The organism is Legionella steelei, assembly GCF_001468005.1.
In the GTDB taxonomy this organism is placed as follows: domain Bacteria; phylum Pseudomonadota; class Gammaproteobacteria; order Legionellales; family Legionellaceae; genus Legionella; species Legionella steelei.
Genome location: NZ_LNYY01000019.1, coordinates 1,083,068 through 1,104,203, shown reverse-complemented (window position 1 = coordinate 1,104,203; position 21,136 = coordinate 1,083,068). Strand labels below are relative to the sequence as shown.

The window sequence follows — 21,136 nt, the reverse complement described above, 5'->3', positions numbered from 1 at the left end:
CTTATCAGGCTATAATCACTATTTATTTCAAAGTCATTTGCAGTTCTTGGATCAGTTTTTGTTTTAAGAGTTCTTTTTCTTCATTATTTAATGACTGATTTTGCTGATTTGTAATATAAAAAGTATCTTCCGCACGTTCTCCGGCAGTCACAATTTTTGCATTATGCAAGTGAATGTTTAAAGTTGAAAATACCCTACCTATAGTTGCCAGTAAGCCAGGTCTATCACCAGTGACTAGGAATAATCGAGTTTGATGATAAGTCAGATCTTCGTTGTAATGAATTTGTGTTTTGACATTAAAATGTGCCAAAGCTCTTGATAGTCTTTTTCGGGCTACGGCAGGTACTTGTTCTGTTTGTGCTAAATGAGCACATAAAGCTTGTTGAATGTCATGAGAGCGTTGTTTATCAAAAAATGCTTGGTTTTGCTCATCTAAAATAATGTAAGTGTCCAAATCATATTGATTATCAGAGGTAAGAATCATTGCTTCTTGAATGGTGACATTGTGGTTACTTAAGACGGTCGTTGCAATGGCAAAGCGGTCATCTCGGTGAGGCATGTAGATAAAAACTTCAGTTCCTCCTTGGCTATGATGGGGCATAATCATGACTAAGGGAAATTGGGTGCATGCTAGGATTGCTTTAGTATGACGCGCTATGATTTCTGGGGATTCATGGAGAAAATATTTGTCTTTAAATTGCTCCCATAAGTCCTCGACTGTTTTTGTTTTAATACCTTCAGTAACCAATAGCGATAGAGCATAATGCTTACGTACTTTAATGAGTTCTGTTTCATCCATTAATTCTTGTTCTTTATGCAGCATATGTTTGGCTGCTCGATATAACTCCTTAAGCAATGAGTCTTTCCAAGAATTCCATAATGTGGGATTGGTACCGCAAATATCTGCAACTGTAAGCAAATACAGATAATCCAGATAGTGGGGGTGGGGTAACAGTTTACAAAAATTTTTTATCGTATTGGGATCATAAATATCCTGGCGCTGTGCAGTTTGTGACATAATAAGATGATTACGCACAAGCCACACAAGTAGCTCACTGTCTTCTTTTTCAAGCCTGTGATTTTGTGCAAAATGCAATGCTTCAACCGCACCTAGCTCAGAATGATCGCCACCTCTTCCTTTGGCAATATCATGAAATAATGCACTTAAGTAAACTAGTTCAGGTTTATTTAACGTAGACATAATTTGTACGCAGAGAGGGAATTGCTCTACATAACTTTTTTCTTTGAAACGTGAGAGATTGCGAATTACAAATAAGGTGTGCTGATCTACGGTATATACATGAAATAAATCATATTGCATTTGACCAGTGACCATCGCAAAACATTCCAGATAATGGGCTAGAACGCCGTATCTGTTCATTCGATGCAATGCCTTATAAGGTCCATCTGCCGTCTTAAGAATGCTCATAAACAATTCTGTTGTTTCTGAGGATGCTTTAAAACGCTTATTCATCAGATAGAGTGATTCTCTAATTAAGCGAATAGTATTCGCGCGAACACCTTCAATATCTGGTCGTCTAGCTATCCAGAGGAATAATTTTAATAATGCTTGTGGATGATGGATGAAGATACGGGTATTTCTTACTTCGATGTAATTATTAGACAGTTGAAATTCATTATCTAAATGAAATAACTTTTGTTTGGGGGAGTGCGCAATGGTTTCATCAAACCATTGCAAGAGCATTTCATTGAGCTCTCTATTGCGTTTAATTACTTTAAAGTAATCCTTCATGAATTGTTCTATGGCTAACGAGTGCGGTTTATCTTTATAACCAAAAAACTGGGCTAACTTGACTTGATAGTCAAAAGACAAGCGCTCTTCTGCTTTTTCAGCCAATACATGTAAGGCAAAGCGTACGCGCCAGAGAAAATGCTGGCAGTAAGTAAGTTTTTCATATTCTTTATCAGTAATAAATCCATAGCCTATGCCATCAGCCAATTTTTTAATATTAAAATGACGCTTACCAATGCTAAGGAGAATGTGTAAATCGCGCAGGCCACCAGGACCATATTTGACATTGGGCTCCAGGTTATAAGCTGTTTCACCATACTTAGCATCACGTTTTTTTTGCTCTTGAAGTTTGGCTAAAAAGTAATCATGGCTAATCCACATGTGCAGGGGATGAATTTGATAAATCAATTCTTCCATTAATGCGCCGCGACCGCATAATAAAAACATATCCATGAGACTGGAAACAACAGCGACATCTTGGCTTGCGAGTTCAGCACAGGAAGAAACGCTAGTGATTTGATGGCTGAGATCTAAACCTACGTCCCAGCAATCCTGGATAAAGTTCTGAGCGCGCTGTAATTGTGATTTAGAGACTTTCTCAGTATGCAACAACAATATATCGACATCAGAATAGAGTTGTAGTTCTCGACGCCCATAACTGCCAAGAGCGAGGAGGCAAAAAACATCATGATCTAATTGATTTTTAGTAAATAGGTTGATAACCAGTTCATCAATGAAGTTAACTAATTTACGAGTGATGGTTGTTATATTGGTTTTATAATCGAATTCTTCGCGTAGTTTTTCTTTAAATTGTCTTAGAGTATTTTTAAGATGTTGTAACTCTAAGGTCATCCCTTTTTTTTCTGCATCTTGTGTGGGTGCAAAGGGATGAGCCTTTGTCTGTTTATTTTCGTTCTTCATCGCGCAGAGTCAAAATTTCTACACCATCATCGGTAACCAATAAGGTATGTTCCCATTGGGCTGAAAGACTATGATCTTTAGTGACTACAGTCCATTGATCAGGTAATAAACGAGTGTGATGTTTTCCTACATTGATCATGGGTTCTATCGTGAATGTCATTCCAGGTTCTAGTTTCATTCCTGTGCCAGGTATTCCATAATGTAGTACTTGCGGATCTTCATGGAAGATGCGCCCTATACCATGACCGCAATAATCACGGACAACTGAGCAACGATTTTTTTCTGCATGTTGTTGAATGGCATGGCCTATGTCACCCAAATGAACCCCAGGTTTTACCATGTCTATTCCTATAAACAAACAATCGTGGGCGACCTGAACTACATGTTTTGCTTTGACTGATGGCTCACCAACAAGAAACATCTTACTTGTATCGCCGTGATATTCGTTTTTGATGACTGTGATGTCAATATTAATGATATCACCTTCTTTTAAAACCTTTTTTCCTGGAATACCATGACAGACTACATGATTGACTGAAGTGCAAATAGATTTTGGAAACCCATTGTAATTTAAAGGCGCAGGAATAGCTTTTTGTGTATTCACGATGTAGTCATGGCAAATAGTATTTAGTTCGTCGGTGGTGATGCCTTCTTTTACATGGGGGCCAATCATCTCAAGAACTTCTGCGGCAAGTTTGCCAGCAACACGCATTTTTTCAATTTCATCAGGGGTCTTTATAGTAACTGCCATAGGGTGATCCAAAAGTGTTATTTGATTGTGTTCCAATATATATAGTGTAGGCTATGTAAGAGCTGCATGTATCCGTGTTTTTCGGAACGAAGTGATCTTAGCATAATTGATTATACATGTCATTGAATCCAATTTGTAGCTCGCTTTGTAGCCTGGGTGAAGACGTAAGCCGGGAAACCGTGCAGAAAACCCAGGTTACGCTAAGCGTTACCCAGGCTGCAAAGCTAACTTATTTTTTTCATAAGCATTAGGTCGCTTTAGGGGAATCGCCAATATGTTGGCGATCTTCTTTCTGTGCTAACATTTTCTGTTCTACTAGTAATCTTTTCTCGGGGGGTAAATGAAGCGCTCCATGCCAAAAAGATCCGTACTTAGTATGCGCTGCTGGATTATATTTTTGAACGTTTTTTCCAACAACAACTTGAGGTGTTACATCAGTTGGGTGCTTCCCGTTATGATTTGGAGTATAAGTCAAAAAGGAGTCATCAGTGTTAGGTGGTGTTTTCAAATATATAGTAAATTCTTTTAAAGTAATAATGTTTCCACCTCTCCTGTGAGATTTTAATGCATCCTTAATTAGGTCTTGGAGCACAATTATGGAGTCATCATTTAGATCAACGAAGCAATCTTTCATGCTGGGTTCACTGTGTGCATCTGTTCTAACATCAACTTTTCTAAAGACTTTTCCAGGGGGAATTGATAGATACATTATAAATTTCCTTCTTGCAAAGACCAAACAATTGCTCAAGTGTAACATAAGAACTCACAATTGATATTTATTTGTCATTGAATTTTTGTTTTACTGAGTTTCATTTCGAGTACTATACTTTATTAAAATCTGGCCGCTTAACTCTAAGGAAAGAAAATGAAAGTATGTGCTCGCGGTTTAATGTTTGCTTTATGCTTTCTGAGTTTTTCTATTTTTGCTTTTGAGGGACATGTTGGGGGTGGCTACCATGGGGGCGCGCCTAATACTGTGTATCACAATAATGGATACCATAATAATGTCTATCATAACAATAATGGCTATTACAATAATTATCATGGTAACTATTATCACAATGATGATGGTTATGTGGGCGGTGTCAATGTGAATACTGATAATATCTGGTATGATGATAATTTGGATGATAATACTGGTGTGGTTATTGGCGTGCCTGATGAGGGGTATTATGATCCCTCATGTCAAACAGTAGATGATTGTAGTTCGGGTACTTGTGTGTTAGTCAATTCGTGTGAATAAGAGTTATGGATAAAAAAACATATCAATGGGCAGTAGTAGGAGCGGGTCCTGCCGGGATCGCTGCAGTCGGTAAGTTATTGGATAATGGTATTTTAGCTGAAGATATTTTATGGTTTGATCCCCATTTTAAAGTTGGAGACTTGGGGCTCCATTGGCATAATGTTTCGAGCAATACAAAGGTAAAATTTTTTAACGATTTTTTATTGGCAGTGCGTTCTTTTCATTACCAAGATGCCCCCGATTTTCAATTAAATCATTTACCAGTTGATGAGACATGCACCTTAGGTTTTATGGTTGAGCCTTTGCAATGGGTTACTGAACATTTATTAAAAAAAGTTCAAGCAGTAAAGACAACAATCCGTAATATGTTTTTATCCAAGCGTGTATGGTCTTTATGCACTGACTCAAAAAGCTACCAAGCTAAAAATGTAATATTGGCTACAGGAGCATTACCCTCAACGTTGAATTATCCTGGTGTTAATGTAATTCCTTTTGATGTCGCAATTGATAAAGATAAGTTGGCTTCAGTGGTTCAGCGTGATGAGACTTATGGCGTATTTGGTTCATCTCATTCCGCAATCATCATTTTAAGGCATCTTGTTGAGTTGGATGTTAAAAAAGTCATTAATTTTTATCGTTCTCCATGTTGTTATGCTATTGAAATGGATGATTGGATTCTTTTTGATAATACAGGACTTAAAGGACAGACAGCGGCTTGGGCTCGAGAACATATTGATGGTGTTTTGCCTCCTAATCTACTGCGTTATAACGTCAGTGAACCTAACATTGCCCGTTTTTTACCTGAATGTGACCAAGTAGTTTATGCGGTAGGTTTTGAGCAGCGAAAAAGCATTGTAATTGGTGATTATGAAAATGCACGTCATAATCCCTATGTCGGCATTATTGGGCCAGGGTTATTTGGTTTAGGTATTGCCTATCCTGAGACTAAGACTGATGTTTACGGTAATATCGAATCTCAGGTCGGTTTATGGAAGTTTATGGTGTACTTGAATAAGGTAATGCCTGTTTGGTTGAAGTATCCGACTTAAGTCATAATTCACTTACGGGTACGCATACGTTCACGGAAGAACCTTATTTTCTATACACCAACCTTGAGTTTTCCTTAGCACTACTCACGAATTACTACCAAATACAAAAAAAAATTTGTAAACTATGCTCAAATTTTGAGGAGAATAGTTATCATATTTAAAACAAATCGCATTAGCTACTGGTCTAGTGAACTGATCACCCTCGTGTGCAGCCTTTTTTTTACTTTAGCATGTAATAGCTCTTTCTGGAGGGAGTTACTTCAAGGTAAAGAGTTAACGAATCCACATACTTGGTTTTTTATTTTTTGCACTGCAACTGCAATGACGAGTTTGTTTTGGTTTTTACTTCTTTTAGTGATTAATCGTTGGACCTTTAAATGGTTTACTATTGGTTTATTGATGATTACGTCTGTTGCAGTGTATTTCATGAGTACATTTCATGTGTATATTGATCCAACCATGATTACCAACATTGTGAGTACTGATTATCAGGAAAGCAGCGAATTTTTACAATGGCGTATTCTTCCTTATTTTCTATTTCTAGGTGTGCTTCCGTGTTGGTTCATTTGGCATATTAAAATTTATAAAAGAAGTCTTCCTTCATATTGGGCAGGACGATTAGGAACTATTTTTTTGTCATTATTTATGTTGTTTGGCAGTTCCTGGGCGGTATTTCACGAGCTTGGTCCAATTCTTCGAGAGCGAAAGCAACTTGTTTATTTAGTTACTCCTTTAAATATGCTTTCATCTTCTGCAAAAGTATACTGGAGAGCGCGAGAGGCTCGAGTAGATAAAACAAAAATCAAAATTGGCGCGGATGCGCATCAGCTTTCACGCTCTGAACAGAGTAAACCACGCGTTATTATTCTTGTCGTTGGTGAGACGGTTCGTGCTGTAAATTGGGGGCTAAATGGATATCGGAGGCAAACAACCCCGGAACTTGCTAAGCGAGACGTTATTAATTTCAACCAAGTAACCAGCTGTGGTACGACAACGGCAGTTTCATTACCCTGTATGTTTTCTCCTTATGGGATGCACGCATATAACAGTAAGAAAATCAATCAAACTGAATCCTTGCTTCATTTATTGACCCATACAAATATTTCAGTATTGTGGCGCGATAATCAGTCAGGTTGTAAAGGTGTGTGTGATGATTCAATGGTCGAAGAGTTAAATGTAGACGATTTATGTAAAAATGGACGTTGTTTTGATGAGGTTCTTTTGCATCAGCTTCAAGAGCGAATTATTAGTAAAAAAGGGGATCAGCTGATTGTATTGCATATGCTTGGCAATCACGGTCCTGCGTATTTTGAACGTTACCCAGAACAATTTAAGAAGTGGACGCCTACTTGTGATACAGCGGATTTATCTTCGTGCTCGCAAAAAGCACTAGTGAACACTTATGATAATGCGATTTTGTATACTGATTCGATATTGGCTCACACAATTGATTTGTTACAAAACATTAAATCACATGATACTGGATTAATTTATGTGTCGGATCATGGTGAGTCACTTGGGGAGCGTAATGTATTCCTTCATGGGTTGCCTTATTTTATGGCGCCAGATGAGCAAAAGAAGGTTCCTATGATTTTATGGCTGTCACAAGGATTATCGAAACAATTAGCCATGAATGAAAATTGTTTGCGCAACAAACAAGCCGATCCTATATCGCATGATTATTTGTTTTCAACTCTTTTGTCGCTTTATGATGTAAAAGCAAAGGAACACAATCCAAAATTTGATTTGATTCAATCCTGTCGCAATATATAAAAATTGTAGCCTGGGTGCAGCGCAGCGAAACCCGGGTTTTTTAGACATAAACAAGCTTCTTAACCCAGGCTACGAATGCTCTAGGCTAGGTGGCATTGCCAGAGGTTTGGTGTGAGCGATAATACCAAAATTTAGGGAAGACGAGACAACAAACAGTTACCCCGATAATGGATAATACACCGCCTGATATCAGTGCGGTGCTAATGCTAAAACTTGATGCGATAAGTCCAGCACGTGTATCGCCTAATTTAGGTCCGCATAAATAACTAATCATTTCTATGCCAGCCAATCGACCACGATATTCTGTTGGAATGGTATTATTCCATAAAGTGGTACGAAATATTCCACTTATGGCATCAAAAGCGCCTGCCAGTGCTAAGAAAAATAGGACAAGCCACAGTGAGTTTGATAAACCAAACCCAATAATTGCCGCACCCCATAGCGCGGCGGCAATTGCAATTGCTTTGCCATCACGTGCTATTTTTGATGTCCAGCCGCTGAAAAACGAAATAAACAATGCTCCTACTGCAGGCGCAGAATAAAGTAAACCTAATGTTTTTGCTCCTCCATATGATTGGGCTATCGCAGGGAGTAAGGCATTAGGCCATGAAAAAACCATGGCAATAAAATCAACTAGATAGCTCCCCATTAATTCTTGTCGATTAAGAGCGAAGGAAATTCCTTGTTTTAGCGAAGATACGATAGATGGATGCTCTTGCAATGCTGGCTTAGGAATATTATGAAGCCTAATTAAGGCGATTAATGACATGATAAATGTAATTAAATCAATTAAATAAGTGATAACAATTCCATATTGAGCAATGATAAGTCCAGAAATTGCCGGCGCAATAATCATACAAAAACTGAATTTAAATGTAGCAAGCGCCCCTACATTTTTATAATCATTAGGAGTAACAATTTGCTGGGTAATGCTATCAAAAGCAGGACGATGTAAACCATTAATCGCTGACATAGAAGCGGAAACGATAAAAATAAGGCTCAGAGAGGGACTGGTCTGATATGAGTTAAGCACCAGTATGAAACAGCCTCCAGCTAGAAGTAATTCACTGATAATTAATAACCCACGGCGATTGTATCGATCTGCAAATACCCCGCCAATTAGTGCAGTAATTAAAAGAGGTAGTAATTGAACCAAGCTTAATAATCCAACGATGAACGTTGACTGGGTCATTTGATAAACTTGATAGGGCAGTGCGACACTGCTAATCATGGTGCCAATAAATGAAATAAATTGTCCAAAATAGAGCAATCGGAAGTCACGATTTTTTTTTAGAAGAGATAGATCTATGAATTGGCTCATTTTGAAACATCCAAACGTACAGGATAATAAACTTCAATAGTAAAAAGCTAATTTTATGCTTTTAAATTGATTCAGTATAGTACTAACTATCTTAGAAAAACTCAATTGATGACTTCTTGTATCTTTCCGAATTATGGCTTGCTGTATCCAGGTTACAATGCTCGGATAAGGGCGCTGGACTTCAATGAGTTTCGGAGTCATTATTTTTTTCTTTATTTTGAATAAGCAATGGTTCATTAAAACATAATGAAGTAGAGTAGGTCATGGGTATTTTTTCATCATCAAGTGCTTTTTTAATGCTTGTGAGTACTTCATCAAGTGAGCGTCGTTGGTCACTGGGTTTGGATTTTGCCCACCAATATATTTCAAAATCAACCCCATTAGAAGAAAAAGAAACAACATAAATCTGAATGTACTTATCTTTAGAAACAGTCTCGCATCGTTCCACTGCTTTGGTAATAACTGAACGTACTTTTTCCACGTCAGTGCCAAAATCAACACTACAGCCAATTTTTTTTCGCCTAAGTGGGGTGTCGGTTAGTACCTGCACTGTATTAGTATACAATTTAGAATTAGGGATATATACACGAGAACCATCTGTTTTGCGAAGATGAGTATTTTGCACGGAAATACGATAAACATAGCCTTGCTGTGAATCAACGATGATGAAATCACCAATACTGAAAGGCTCTCTGAGTAAGATTAGGATACCGGTAAAAAAGTTTTCAAAAATGCTTCTGAACGCCAAACCAATTGCAACAGAGGTCAATCCCAATGTTGCTAAGACATTAGCGGTGGTTACCGATGGAAATATAATGGCAGAAATGATTAAGATTCCCACAAACCACACGACAATAAAAGTTAGTTTATGAAAAATAGTGACTAAATTGGCGCGAATTGGCATTCTAGGTAAAAGCGAATTAATTAGTCGACTAATTAATTTCGCCAGAAAATAGGTAACAACAGCAAAAGCGATGCCTGCAATAATATTAGGAATAAGAGTAATGAAGTTTTGCGCAAATTTATTCAATGTTTTTAGAATAAGCTCTAAATAGTTCATTTTCGAATGTCCTTATTCCTGATCCTAAATCCTAATTATCGCTTTTAGTTTAGCAAAAAAAACTAAAAGAAAGTAATAATGGCTATCCTAAGAGCTTTTTGGGGCACATAATCTGAGTAAAATGAACTATTACACAGTTTATTTGCTTTATGGAAGTAATCCTCGCATTCTCACTATATTTCATATAGGATAAAATGAGATATCCTCTTGTTATATAAGAAATTATGGCACTAATACGACGTGATCCAAAATCGAAGGCTTCAAGAAGAGTTTCTATTGCCAGTATGATTGGCACTACAATTGAATGGTATGATTTTTACCTCTTTGGTACTGCTTCAGCATTATTTTTCAACATACTTTTTTTCCCTAAAATTAGTCCTGTAGCAGGAATTATGGCCGCATATGCAACCTATGCAGTTGGTTTTTTTGCAAGACCGCTGGGTGGTATTATTTTTGGTCATTTTGGTGATAGGGTGGGCAGGAAAAATATGCTTATTATCACGTTATGTATGATGGGAACCTCTACTTTTTTGATTGGACTACTGCCTACCTATGACTCAATTGGGATATTCGCACCAATTTTACTTGTACTTTTGCGATGTATTCAAGGAATAGCTGTGGGTGGAGAGTGGGCTGGTGCAGTCGTATTGTCTGCGGAGGTCAGCCGTGAAAAAGAAAGAGGATTCTATTCAAGTTGGCCGAATGCAGGTGCCCCATTTGGTTTAGTCATTTCCATTGGGGTATTTCTTATTTTTTCTGCATTGCCTAGTGAGAAATTCTTATCATGGGGATGGCGTATCCCTTTTTTACTTAGTTTCATTGTTGTTCTTGTGGGACTTTATATTCGGCTACAGATTATGGAGAGTAAAGTCTTTGTGGACGCAGCCAAAAATAAGCGTCCGCCTAAAGTTCCAGCCTTAGAAATGTTGCGCTCTCATTTTAGAAATTTTCTTCTCGCAATAGGGGCACGTTTAATTGAAAGTTCTTCCTTTTATATTTTAACTGTTTTTATATTAAGTTATGGGACATTTAACCTGCATTTATCAAAAACACTGCTTCTTTATGCAGTGATGCTCGGCTCCATTTTTGAAATGCTACTGATTCCATACTTTGGCATGGTTTCGGATTTAATTGGACGTCGCCCTGTATATATCTGTGGGGCTTTATTGATGGGGTTGTTTGCATTTCCATTTTTTTGGTTGCTGCAATCAAAAAGCCCACATTTGATTTTCTTTGCAGTGTTGTTTGGCATGTGTGGTCCTCATGCCATGATGCATGGTGCTCAGGCTGCATTTTATTCAGAGCTCTTTCACACACGCATCCGTTACAGTGGAACCGCAATTGCTTATCATTTATCAGCAGCATTGTCGGGGGGGCTAGCGCCTTTAATTGCTACTGGTTTGGTTGAGTGGGCAGATGATAAAACCTGGCCTGTATCAATTTATCTGATTATCATGTCGATAATTACGATTATTTGTATTTATTTGGCAGCTGAAAAAGCACAAAAAAGTATTTCCTAATGAAGAGCATAACCTAGTATTTGTGGTAGGGCCATTTACGTGAGCATGCGTTCACGTAAATGAGTATGCTAAGTGGTTATCCTTTGTATATGGGATCTAACTGAAAAATTTTTTAACTAAGATTTGCCTGTATTAATTTCTTAAATTTAGATACAGGCAATGTGCTATCTTATTATTTAGTGGGAGTAAACGCTGAAACTTCAACAGTTTTTACAGATGAATTGTTATCGAACGCTTTCAAAAATTCAGAGCAAGTTTCTTTACATTCAGGAAATAAACTTGAATAAGTAGTGACGTCTTCACGTGCTTGTTCAATAGTGCTTTTTCTGTATTCTTCTACGTATTCATTGTCTTCAAACATATACGCTTGACGATCCAAATTTGATAAAACATTGAGTACATGCTGCTGATAGGCTTGAATCAAGTTGCCCACATTATCTCGTTTTGCAAATAAATTTTCGCCTTGTGAAGCATTGCGAATGGTTTTATCTAATATCACAACATTACTATTCCAGTACTCATTATATCGTTCTTCAAATAAAGAATTTTTAAATTTCATATTAAAGCCTTTTTTGTCGGGACTGATAAATATATAGACAAATTATTAAGAGAATATTAAGTAAGGTGGTTAATAAGGAGTATATGGAAGTAGAGATAGACGTAATTTTTGATTTTATTATTCTCTTCTTAACAAATTTTTAGAGGACAATTCTTCCCATAATTCACACATAAAATCAGTATCTTGTAATTCATGTATGGTAATTTTTTGAGGCAATGCAGGATTCAAATCAGCAAAGTGATTTCTTACTAATTCTCCGCGTACGAGGTCTTTTAAATCAGTTACATAAGCAAGAATTCGATTTTCAGATAAACTTTCAATAACTGCTTCATTCTCTTTGATAAAATTTGCAATTGCATTAGAATTTTCCTCTGGATTTAAACCTATAAAATGATCGAGTAAAGGTTCATATAAAGAAGATAACTCAATAACTCTTCCGGGAACCCCCACAACTAATCCACTTATTCCATTTTCGACTTTCTTATCTTTCAAAAATCCAGTGAATAAATTTTCAAGAGTAACAGAACCTCCATAGGCTACAAGTGGTTTGTTTATCGATATGTATTTAACTAATGCATCAATAGTGACTCTGTCAAAATTGCCTCTTGTTGGCAAACCAAACTCAGGACAACCACCATGAATCCTATAATAAGGGATATTATGCTCTATTGTTGACGCTAATTCAGCAATACTTTGAGGTCTTTTTTTGAAAAAACCTACTAAGTGATCCCCCAGACTCATACCAACACTCCTAAATACAACATACTTCAAGAAGGGAAAATCAATTGGCGTAAAGATGTTGTATAAATAAAATTCATCTGATTTAAGTATAGACAGTAATTGGCTTTGAAAAAAAAACGGTGCTAGATTGATTGTTATTAAACTACTGAAGTAGATGTGTCGTTATGGGTAAGAACTAGATTGGAAAACTTGTACGTCTTATCCGGATAAACCCCTTCGTATTGTAAGGTAAAAAGGGTGAAGTTTACTCGCACACAAAACAACTATGACTGACTTGTCCACAAATTCTGTGGATAACCATGTTATTAACCTATGAGTGTTAATTATTGCATTTTCTTGTCGGGCTTTAAGCCCGACATACGCTATATAGCTTCTAATGCCAAAGCAATACCTTGGCCTCCTCCGATACATAAGGCAACAATACCTCGCTTTAATCCATCACGCTGCATGGAGTGCAGTAATCGTGTAGTTAATATGGCACCTGTTGCACCTATGGGATGCCCATGAGCAACGGCTCCGCCTTCAATATTGACCAGCGAGGCATTAAGGCCCAGTTCTTTAATGACGGCAAGAGGTACTGCGGCATAAGCTTCATTGATCTCGAAGCGTTCAACATCGTCGAGTGTCCAGCCAACTCGTTTTAATAAAGTCTGTATTGCTGGAGCAGGCGCAATGCCGAACATCCCTGGTTCAACAGCACTTACAGCGTAACCCATCAATTTTGCTAATGGTTCTAGGCCATATTTCTTGGCAGCAGCCCTGTTACTTACCAGTATCGCAGCAGCACCACTATTAAGACCTGGAGAATTACCTGCGGTTAATGTGCCATTTTCTCGAAAGGCTGGTTTTAATTTAGTTAATTTTTCCAAAGAGGTGTCAGGTCGGTTGGTTTCATCCTTTTCAAAATCTACAGTACCACCCTTGGTAGGAATAGTTATAGGTGCAATTTCTGCGACAAACTTTCCTTCTGATTGGGCTTGTGTAAATTGATGGTGTGATCGTAAAGCCCATGCATCTTGCTCTTCTCTACTAATGCTGTATTTCATTATCAAGTCTTCTGTATGCCAACCAGAATGTTTATTGGAAAATGCATCATGTAATCCATCACGCAGCATGCTGTCATAAATTTGCGCATCACCCATTCGATATCCCCATCGACCTCCACCAACTAAATAGGGGGCAAGATCCATATTTTCCATACCGCCTGCTATGGCAATATCTGCGCCGCTGACAGCAATTTCTTGTGCTGCGCTCACAATAGCCTGTGCGCCAGAACCGCAAACACGGTTGACTGTAAGAGCGGGGGTGTTGACACTCAGGCCTGCATGAATAGTTGCTTGGCGAGCTGGGTTCATTTTATTACCTGCCTGGATAACATTACCCATGACTACGGTATCTATTGCTTCAGGTGTAAGTGCTGAGCGTTTTATTACCTCCTTGATGACTGTAGTCGCTAATTCAACGGCCGGTGTTTGTCTAAGACTACCATTGTAGTTGCCAATAGCAGTGCGCACAGGAACACTAAGTAGGATTTCTTGTGAAAACATAATAAATCTCCATTCCCTTGTTTGGTTGTTTTCTTTTTGCTATTTCTTTTTAGCTAATAGAACAAAAAGGCATTTAATCGAGACGCATCAACAACTAAGAGTATCAATGAAAAATATTCGCAAGCAAATAAATATAATAATATTAATTTTTCTCAATCAGTTTATAAGCTTTTAGGTTGTTAAATTTTGATTATAGATAGGCTGGTTTATAACGCAAATGGATTGATGCATTTCGGTATTGTGGTTGATATTTATAATATACTTCGAAATTTGTTCAAGTTTTCAATAAATGCTCCTTTTGCTAATTAAAAAATTGAGACAATTACTCGAAGTTTGGTTATATCCTAAATTAGGGGATGCTTATAAAAGAATTAAATTCAAAGTCTGCGAATAATCGTACCAACGCTTGTTTTGGTAAAAGCAGCCAGTAACGTCCTTCATTTTTCATATTATTGCCCAGAAAATCCGCTGTTTCACCTTCACCCCAATAAACATCGCCACGCATTATTCCACGAATTGCACCACCAGTGTCCTGAGCAATCATGAGACGTTGTAATGAACTCTCATTATTTTCATGTATATTTGGTTTCACAGTCGATAACCAGAGCGGAGATCCTAATGGGATCCAGTCTTTGTCAATGGCTAAGGAGTACCCAGGAGTGAGTATAATACCGTGAGCACCTAGAGCATCCTGTTGGTTTAAAGGCTCCGCTTTTCGATTTTCATATGAAATATATAAACGCTTACCACTGGGAAGCTGGATGATACCAGCCCCCTCAATTTGTAAAAAAAGCCTCTCAAGCGAACTTTTTATCCAAGCGATGACTGGTTTTTGGGGATGTTTATTTTTTTTGGAGTTATGTTTTACTGCTCCATAAATTGGAATGTTGTATTGACTCGTTTTGATTAAATTGCCTTTGACTACAGGCATATAATAACCAGTAAATAAGCCAGAGATTGGTTTGTCTTTATTGAACTCAACGGGGTCAAACCAGTTTTCAAAAAATTCTTTTGCAGATTTATCTGTAATTGGATCGATAGCTAAAGCTACTCTACAAGGAGACTGCCAGTCTTTAGCTCGTATATCAATGTATTTGGAGCCGTCTGCTTCATTAGGATCTTGACTTAAAAATTTCTTGCAGGAATTTTGAAAAACAGATAACGATTTTTTTATATCAGTGGTGTCCCAGCCAGGTAAATCCAAAAATGAAATTTGTTTTAGGGCAATATTCTGGATAATAATTTGAGGGGCAGGGACCTCAGGAGCAATTGGGGATTTTTCAACAGCTTTGACTCTGTATTGATGGTAGCCAATGGTTAATTGAGGAACAAAGAATGTTGAATCAGCTCTTTTTAATGGCCGTGCTACTGATTCACGGATTGTTTTAGACGAAAAAAACAAGACACAAATGCAAATCAGACCGAAAAGTCTAATTGTGATGATTATTTCATTTTTCATAACTGATTGAATCTACAAAAGTTGAAATTAAATACGATATTTTTTTATAGAACAACGTATGGGATTAATAATATTTGTTGTCTGATTTTCTCAGTACATCCAGCGGGTATTGCAAAGCCATTACAAAAAAAAATACTTTGTGCCATTGTTTACCTAGCTAATTATTTTGCATAAGTCTTAAGTATAGTACATTAAGAGATTTTTGATTAAATAAGACCTACTGGGAATGCCCTCACAAATGAGCACGAATGGTCTAGACTCTGTAAAAAACAGTATGAATAATTTGATGGGCCTCCAATAGGAGGCATTTACAATGTGTGTTGCTTGTTAGACGTGAGTGTCTGGGGAGCACTTTCTTGTTCTGGTTTATTTGTACCAAAAAAACTCCATAACGAGGTTAAAAGGCCTTTTTGGGTTGTTTGTTCAACAACTCCAGGATTTTCGACTTCCACTGGAGTAAAGATATTGTTAACCAGATGCTTACCTATGGAGCTAACAATACCATAACTGGCGATACCAGATAGAATGGCTGCGCCATAATTCCAGGTTGCATGAAAGCTTCCTCTAGCTGCTTCGATGAGTCCATGACTAAAGCTGAGAAGTATCAAACTACTTGACGCTATTTCTAAAGTATTGCTTAGAACATGCAGGTTTTGGGTCCGTAAGTAATCTCCAAGTAACTTAAGAGTCAGGTGGCATAACTCGCTACCCAATGGGATCATAAGCTGTTGTGCTTGCTCAAAAAAGCTTGAGTAATCAGTGGCGTACGAGTAATATACCAGTCTTAAAAGGATAACTGAGTAATAAATCGCAAGGGTCTTTAAATGGGCGTCTAGTTGAGTATCACCCAAACGCTTAAAAAGGTACTCTGCAGCGCTACGAGCACCAAAGTCACATCCTATGGATGCTCCGGCGAATGCGTAGTTTTGTATTTCTTCTAAGCTTATGGGTTTAAGCAAGCTATCTTTCCCATAGATTGCTTGACACATTTGTGCATCTAAAGGACCAGGCATAACCGCGTAAGTGGTGTTTAAACAGGCATCGATCTTTTCGCATAAGTTTGTATCAGATTCTATCTCATCGAGGTATGGCATTACTGAATATCCCATCCCTTCAGGGCTATTTTGTAAATAGACACGGATTGACTCTACATCGTGGAAATGTTGCAAGCCAATAGCATGTCCTATTTCATGGCTAATAGTTCTAATATTGTACGGCATGAGCTTGCCTGCAGCATCATAGTAGTTTGAAGGAATACATACCAAACCAAATTGGAACTGTCCTGAGGTGAAGACTTGTTGCCAGTATCCATTGATATCACCCAGGTCGTCACAATTGGCTATTACGATACCTGGAAAAGTATTCGAGTTAATTTTGCCAACGTAGATGAATTTAATTGTGTTTTCACAAGACTTTTCCCATTCATGCAGAACTTTTTGCAGCCAATTAATACTGTCAGTATTCAAAGGAGCAAATGAGCTTTGCGAATATTTTGCGCGTGCACTGTCCTTGAGCTGTTGCGGGATAATGGATAGATCATAAGAGTATTGGATATTTGTAATCTTTTGCGTGCTAGGCCAGTGGTGAAGTGTGGCGTTGAGGATTTCATTAGGTGTAAGTTTTCTATAGTTATTATTCGTAATTGGCATTTAGTATACTCGGGCAAAAAGCGCACACTATAACTAATAAAGATTAATAAAATATTAACAACCGGCTAGAGGGTATTGATATTTCATGCTTAAGGCATTGAAGAAAAAGAGTTGGCTCGTTAATATGCCGAAATTAAAGGGTTAAGGTCATTCTGTAGAGGAGTACGTATTTTATGCCAACAGTTGCCAGTCAGTTAGATTCTAAAAATGATCCTGAAGAGATACTACAAAAAAAACGCATTGCCAGTGAGACATGCTTCAGTGAGCTGATTTACAAGGCTGCGAAAAATCCTAATAAAAAAGAAGCCAAAATAGCGATTAGTAAAATACTTCCTTTTGCTTCTATTGATGTATTCCATCATGTGACAAGTGAGGCAGCGGTCAGTAAATTAGCCGCTGAAGGTGATTTTGAATCCGTTAATTTTTTAAGAAAAGAATTCAATGCTTCATTGTTGTGGATAGCATATGGTTATGCTCAAGGCAAGCATGTGGCAGAAGCAAACAAGGCTTTAGAGTTAGCACATAATCCTGTCGACCGACTCTCATTGTTGCAGGAGATGGCATCTGCTTATGCCCACGGCGGGCATGTGGCAGAAGCAAACAAAGTCTTAGCGTTAGCTGAGAATCCTGATGAGCGACGCGTATTGTTGCAGGATATGGCATGTGGCTATGCCCACGGCGGGCATGTGGCAGAAGCAAACAAAGTTTTAGAGTTAGTGCATAATTCTGTCGATCGACTCTCATTGTTGCAGGAAATGGCATGTGGCTATGCCCAAGGCGGACATATAGTAGAGGCAAACGAAATCTTAGCGTTAGCCGAGGATCCCACTGAGCGATTCTCATTGTTGCAGGAAATGGCGTGTGGCTATGCACAAGGAGGATATGAGGCAGAAGCCAACAAAGTCTTAGCGCTCGAGCAGAATTTTGATGACCGATTTGAATTATTGCAGCAAATGGCATATGGCTATGCTCTGGGCGGACATGGGGCAGAAGCAAACAAAATCTTAGTGTTAGCTGATCCTGATGAGCGATTCTCATTGTTGCAAGAAATGGCTTGTGGTTATGCTCAAGGCGGACATGTGGCAAAAGCAAACAAAGTCTTAGAGTTAGCCGAGAATCCTGATGACCGATTCGAATTGTTGCGGCATATGGCATTGGGCTATGCTCTAGGAGGACATGTGGCGGAAGCAAACAAAGTCTTAGTTTTAGCCGAGAATCCTGTCGACCGACTTGCATTGTTGAAAACAATTGCTACTAATTTGCTGCACATGACGCTCTCTACGGAGCGTGATGCATTGCAAACCCTTGCAACATTCAATCCAGATTTCCAATCTGTTATTGCTTCTGAATTAAAAAAATATGCAGCAAAAATAGATATAGTCCATTTAGTTCCTAAAGCAACAAAACTGCATACGCTTATGCAGACACAGAAATTAAATTTTAATCAAGCTATGGGGTGGATGCAGCCAGAAATGCAACTATGGCTTTTACAAGGACCTCAACTGATTAAAAATAAAAAATTAGCTGCAGCAATGTTTTTATCGGTATCGACTTATTTAACGTCTAATTCAATACCCGAAATGGCAGATCTTGCCAATAAATTATCTGTGACTACATGTCGTGACCGTTTCTTTAATGATTTGCAATCACGGAGTCATTTACTCGCATATGATTTAACTGCCGAACCCACAAAAAATGCACCAGTTGCACCAGCGGCTTGAGATGACGCAAAGAGAATTGTTTCGGTAGAAAATAAACCCTTAGGAGGGGCAAATAGACATGTGACATATCAACAGACAAAAGCCTCTTACTCGCATAAGAATAATTGAACAGGAGAAAATGAATGAACCAGTTAGCAAATAAAGTTGTAGTGGTTACCGGTGGGTCGCGCGGGATTGGCGCTGCCATCGCTAAGAGATTGGCCAAAGATGGTGCTCGAGTCGCAATCACTTACGCTAAAAATTCTGATGCAGCAGATTTAGTGCTCAAGGACATCAAAGCTGCAGGAGGAGAGGCTATTGCTTTACAAGCGGATGCGCGTGATTCGGAGGCCGTGAAAGCTGCAATTGACAAAGTGGTGAGTACTTTCGGCCGTCTTGATGTATTGGTCAATAATGCCGGCACGGCGATTGCAAAACCTTTTGAAGAAACTTCATTCGAAGAAATGAATGAGGTTGTTGCACTCAATCTTATGGGGGTTTTTGTTGCAACGCAAGCTGCCCTGAAACATCTCAAAAAGGGGGGGAGAATCATTAACATCGGCTCTTGTGTTGGCGAGCGAATAATGAATCCCGGACTTGCTACCTATTCAGCCACAAAGGCGGCTGTCAAACTATTTACACAGGCGCTTTCTCGTGAAGTAGGCGAACGAGGAATTACTGTAAATAATGTGCAACCGGGGCCTATAGATACGGATTTAAACCCAGTAACTGGCGATTCGGCACAATTACAAGTGGCAAACACAGCACTTAAACGTTATGGTCAGGTGGATGAAGTGGCTGCATTGGTTTCATTTGTAGCTGGCCCAGAAGCTTCTTATATTACCGGAGCTAATCTTACGATTGATGGGGGTACAAATGCATAATCAATTACTTGATTTGTCTGCAACTGCATAATCAATAACAGAAACCGAGAGGATCAGACCTTGAACCCTAGTTTAAAGAGTTCTTATTGAATTTTTGGCGGCACTTCAAGGTTTGGGTTCATAGGTTTTTCAAAGCCCAGGTAATGCTTAAGGGGCTTAATCGATTTGACAGTGATAACTAGCCTAAAGCCCTTGGATTGTATTCGATTGCAAACGATGCGAAATCAGAATAAAGAGGCTGAGCGACAAAAATTAGTAGAGCCTGTAGCAAATAATGATATAGAAAATTTTACTGCAAATCTGAAAGTATTGAGAGATATTGAACGGGTTATTGGGCCAGTTGATACGGTAGCTGAGGCAGCTGAATTAGACCGACAAGATCTTAATCATAGTATTAGACCTTAAGCTTCTAAAAATATCAAAAAGGTCAGAAAAACCCTTAGATCAACTCAGCCAGAGAGCACGCAAACTCTCTGGCTTTCTTATTATGTGAGCACTTTATCTAATCATCGTGAGGCTAAGCAATAATACATTGTCGTTCTGGTTTTGAGATGAGTGAAGAAACTGATTTAGATATCCTATGTCCAAAATGGCTGTTTTGGATAAATTTTTGGCAATCCCAATAAATGCTCGATTTTGCTCAAATAAATATGGTGATGTCCAACTAGGATGATTGAGATTAAAGAAAAACTCATTAAAACATGAAAAAGAATAACTTTGCCATTTTTTTAAGGGAACTCTTAGCCATAAGCGCTCTCGTAAACGAAAAGCAATTTGGGATTGATCGCTACGTTGTCTTTCTTCCAAACGAGTTCGGCTATTGATACTCAAATTAGAATCTTTCATGACTTGCCAATTTAACTGTTCCCATAATCGTTTTTCTGTATGTGTCTTGTTTTCAGGTGTTTTCGTTAAAATCCACCCAGGTCCTATAAACAACATAACATTTCTATTAAATTGATAACCTAATCCACCTAAGTAAAGGAATTGATTAAAGACCGAAGGAGTGTCAATTAGACGTAATTGTGGCTCTAGGTAATATTTAAAAGAAGAGTTTTCTGATATTGGTCCAATAATGTTTGCAACAGCCCAATCTTTAGAATAGGTCCTGGTGCTGTGAGTAGCTTGCATGCCAAAACAAAGGAAAAAACAAACGCTTATTTTTATCCAAAAAGAATAATTTGCTATATCCATAAAAATATTCTG

General features: G+C 38.2%; 18 protein-coding genes. 7 read left to right on the top strand and 11 right to left on the bottom strand.

The genetic code is table 11. From position 1 onward, the window contains the following. Positions 1–22: 22 nt before the first annotated feature. The 3 genes from glnD to Lste_RS08980 form a co-directional block, all read right to left on the bottom strand. Positions 23–2,605, bottom strand: coding sequence for a [protein-PII] uridylyltransferase (glnD, locus tag Lste_RS08990; RefSeq protein WP_193393424.1), 2,583 nt, complete (start codon positions 2,603–2,605; stop codon positions 23–25). A 52-nt stretch (positions 2,606–2,657) separates the two neighbouring features. Further along, entirely contained in the window at positions 2,658–3,425 is a 768-nt protein-coding gene (map, locus tag Lste_RS08985) for a type I methionyl aminopeptidase (RefSeq protein ID WP_058510690.1), read from the bottom strand. Positions 3,426–3,672: 247 nt separating this feature from the next. Continuing rightward, on the bottom strand, positions 3,673–4,134 hold the full coding sequence (locus tag Lste_RS08980) for a hypothetical protein (RefSeq protein WP_058510689.1): 462 nt from the start codon (positions 4,132–4,134) through the stop codon (positions 3,673–3,675). A 156-nt stretch (positions 4,135–4,290) separates the two neighbouring features. Here Lste_RS08980 and Lste_RS08975 point away from each other — a divergent pair, with 156 nt between their 5' ends. The 3 genes from Lste_RS08975 (at position 4,291) to Lste_RS08965 (ending at position 7,490) form a co-directional block, all read left to right on the top strand. After that, positions 4,291–4,668, top strand: a complete 378-nt coding sequence (locus tag Lste_RS08975) for a hypothetical protein (RefSeq protein WP_058510688.1) — start codon at positions 4,291–4,293, stop codon at positions 4,666–4,668. 5 nt (positions 4,669–4,673) lie between these two features. After that, complete coding sequence (locus Lste_RS08970) at positions 4,674–5,717, top strand: FAD-dependent oxidoreductase (RefSeq protein ID WP_058510687.1); 1,044 nt, start codon at positions 4,674–4,676, stop codon at positions 5,715–5,717. A 135-nt stretch (positions 5,718–5,852) separates the two neighbouring features. Beyond that, complete coding sequence (locus tag Lste_RS08965) at positions 5,853–7,490, top strand: phosphoethanolamine transferase (RefSeq protein ID WP_058510686.1); 1,638 nt, start codon at positions 5,853–5,855, stop codon at positions 7,488–7,490. A gap of 85 nt (positions 7,491–7,575) precedes the next feature. On the opposite strand, the gene Lste_RS08960 is transcribed toward Lste_RS08965, so the two are convergent. Continuing rightward, positions 7,576–8,811, bottom strand: a complete 1,236-nt coding sequence (locus tag Lste_RS08960; RefSeq protein WP_058510685.1) for an MFS transporter — start codon at positions 8,809–8,811, stop codon at positions 7,576–7,578. 181 nt (positions 8,812–8,992) lie between these two features. Then, positions 8,993–9,871 carry a mechanosensitive ion channel family protein gene (locus Lste_RS08955; protein WP_058510684.1) on the bottom strand — a complete coding sequence of 293 codons (879 nt, stop codon included), beginning with the start codon at positions 9,869–9,871 and terminating at the stop codon, positions 8,993–8,995. A gap of 224 nt (positions 9,872–10,095) precedes the next feature. Between Lste_RS08955 and Lste_RS08950 the strand changes: the two genes are divergently transcribed. Further along, positions 10,096–11,391 (top strand): MFS transporter, encoded by a 1,296-nt coding sequence (locus Lste_RS08950; protein ID WP_058510683.1) that lies wholly within the window; start codon positions 10,096–10,098, stop codon positions 11,389–11,391. Positions 11,392–11,563: 172 nt separating this feature from the next. Here the strand turns inward: Lste_RS08950 and Lste_RS08945 are convergent, their stop codons facing one another. From Lste_RS08945 to Lste_RS08925, 5 genes are all read right to left on the bottom strand, one after another. Next, positions 11,564–11,950 carry a hypothetical protein gene (locus Lste_RS08945; protein ID WP_058510682.1) on the bottom strand — a complete coding sequence of 129 codons (387 nt, stop codon included), beginning with the start codon at positions 11,948–11,950 and terminating at the stop codon, positions 11,564–11,566. A 117-nt stretch (positions 11,951–12,067) separates the two neighbouring features. Continuing rightward, positions 12,068–12,691: a hypothetical protein gene (locus tag Lste_RS08940; protein WP_058510681.1), complete on the bottom strand. Its 624-nt coding sequence runs from the start codon at positions 12,689–12,691 to the stop codon at positions 12,068–12,070. 362 nt (positions 12,692–13,053) lie between these two features. Next, positions 13,054–14,238, bottom strand: coding sequence for a thiolase family protein (locus Lste_RS08935; RefSeq protein ID WP_058510680.1), 1,185 nt, complete (start codon positions 14,236–14,238; stop codon positions 13,054–13,056). A gap of 349 nt (positions 14,239–14,587) precedes the next feature. Continuing rightward, complete coding sequence (locus tag Lste_RS08930; RefSeq protein WP_058510679.1) at positions 14,588–15,697, bottom strand: MltA domain-containing protein; 1,110 nt, start codon at positions 15,695–15,697, stop codon at positions 14,588–14,590. Between the two features lie 308 nt (positions 15,698–16,005). Beyond that, positions 16,006–17,346, bottom strand: a complete 1,341-nt coding sequence (locus tag Lste_RS08925) for a zinc metalloprotease (protein WP_058510678.1) — start codon at positions 17,344–17,346, stop codon at positions 16,006–16,008. A gap of 173 nt (positions 17,347–17,519) precedes the next feature. On the opposite strand from Lste_RS08925, the gene Lste_RS08920 reads away from it, so the two are divergent. The 3 genes from Lste_RS08920 to Lste_RS08910 all read left to right on the top strand — a co-directional run bounded on the left by Lste_RS08920 (position 17,520) and on the right by Lste_RS08910 (position 20,335). Then, complete coding sequence (locus tag Lste_RS08920; RefSeq protein ID WP_058510677.1) at positions 17,520–19,067, top strand: hypothetical protein; 1,548 nt, start codon at positions 17,520–17,522, stop codon at positions 19,065–19,067. A gap of 122 nt (positions 19,068–19,189) precedes the next feature. Next, positions 19,190–19,930, top strand: coding sequence for a 3-oxoacyl-ACP reductase family protein (locus tag Lste_RS08915; protein ID WP_058510676.1), 741 nt, complete (start codon positions 19,190–19,192; stop codon positions 19,928–19,930). A gap of 165 nt (positions 19,931–20,095) precedes the next feature. After that, the gene (locus Lste_RS08910; RefSeq protein WP_157070720.1) at positions 20,096–20,335 is read left to right on the top strand and encodes a hypothetical protein; all 240 of its coding nucleotides are present in this window, start codon (positions 20,096–20,098) and stop codon (positions 20,333–20,335) included. 93 nt (positions 20,336–20,428) lie between these two features. Here Lste_RS08910 and Lste_RS08905 read toward each other — a convergent pair whose 3' ends face one another. Next, the gene (locus Lste_RS08905; protein WP_058510674.1) at positions 20,429–21,124 is read right to left on the bottom strand and encodes a DUF2490 domain-containing protein; all 696 of its coding nucleotides are present in this window, start codon (positions 21,122–21,124) and stop codon (positions 20,429–20,431) included. Between the last annotated feature and the right edge of the window lie 12 nt (positions 21,125–21,136).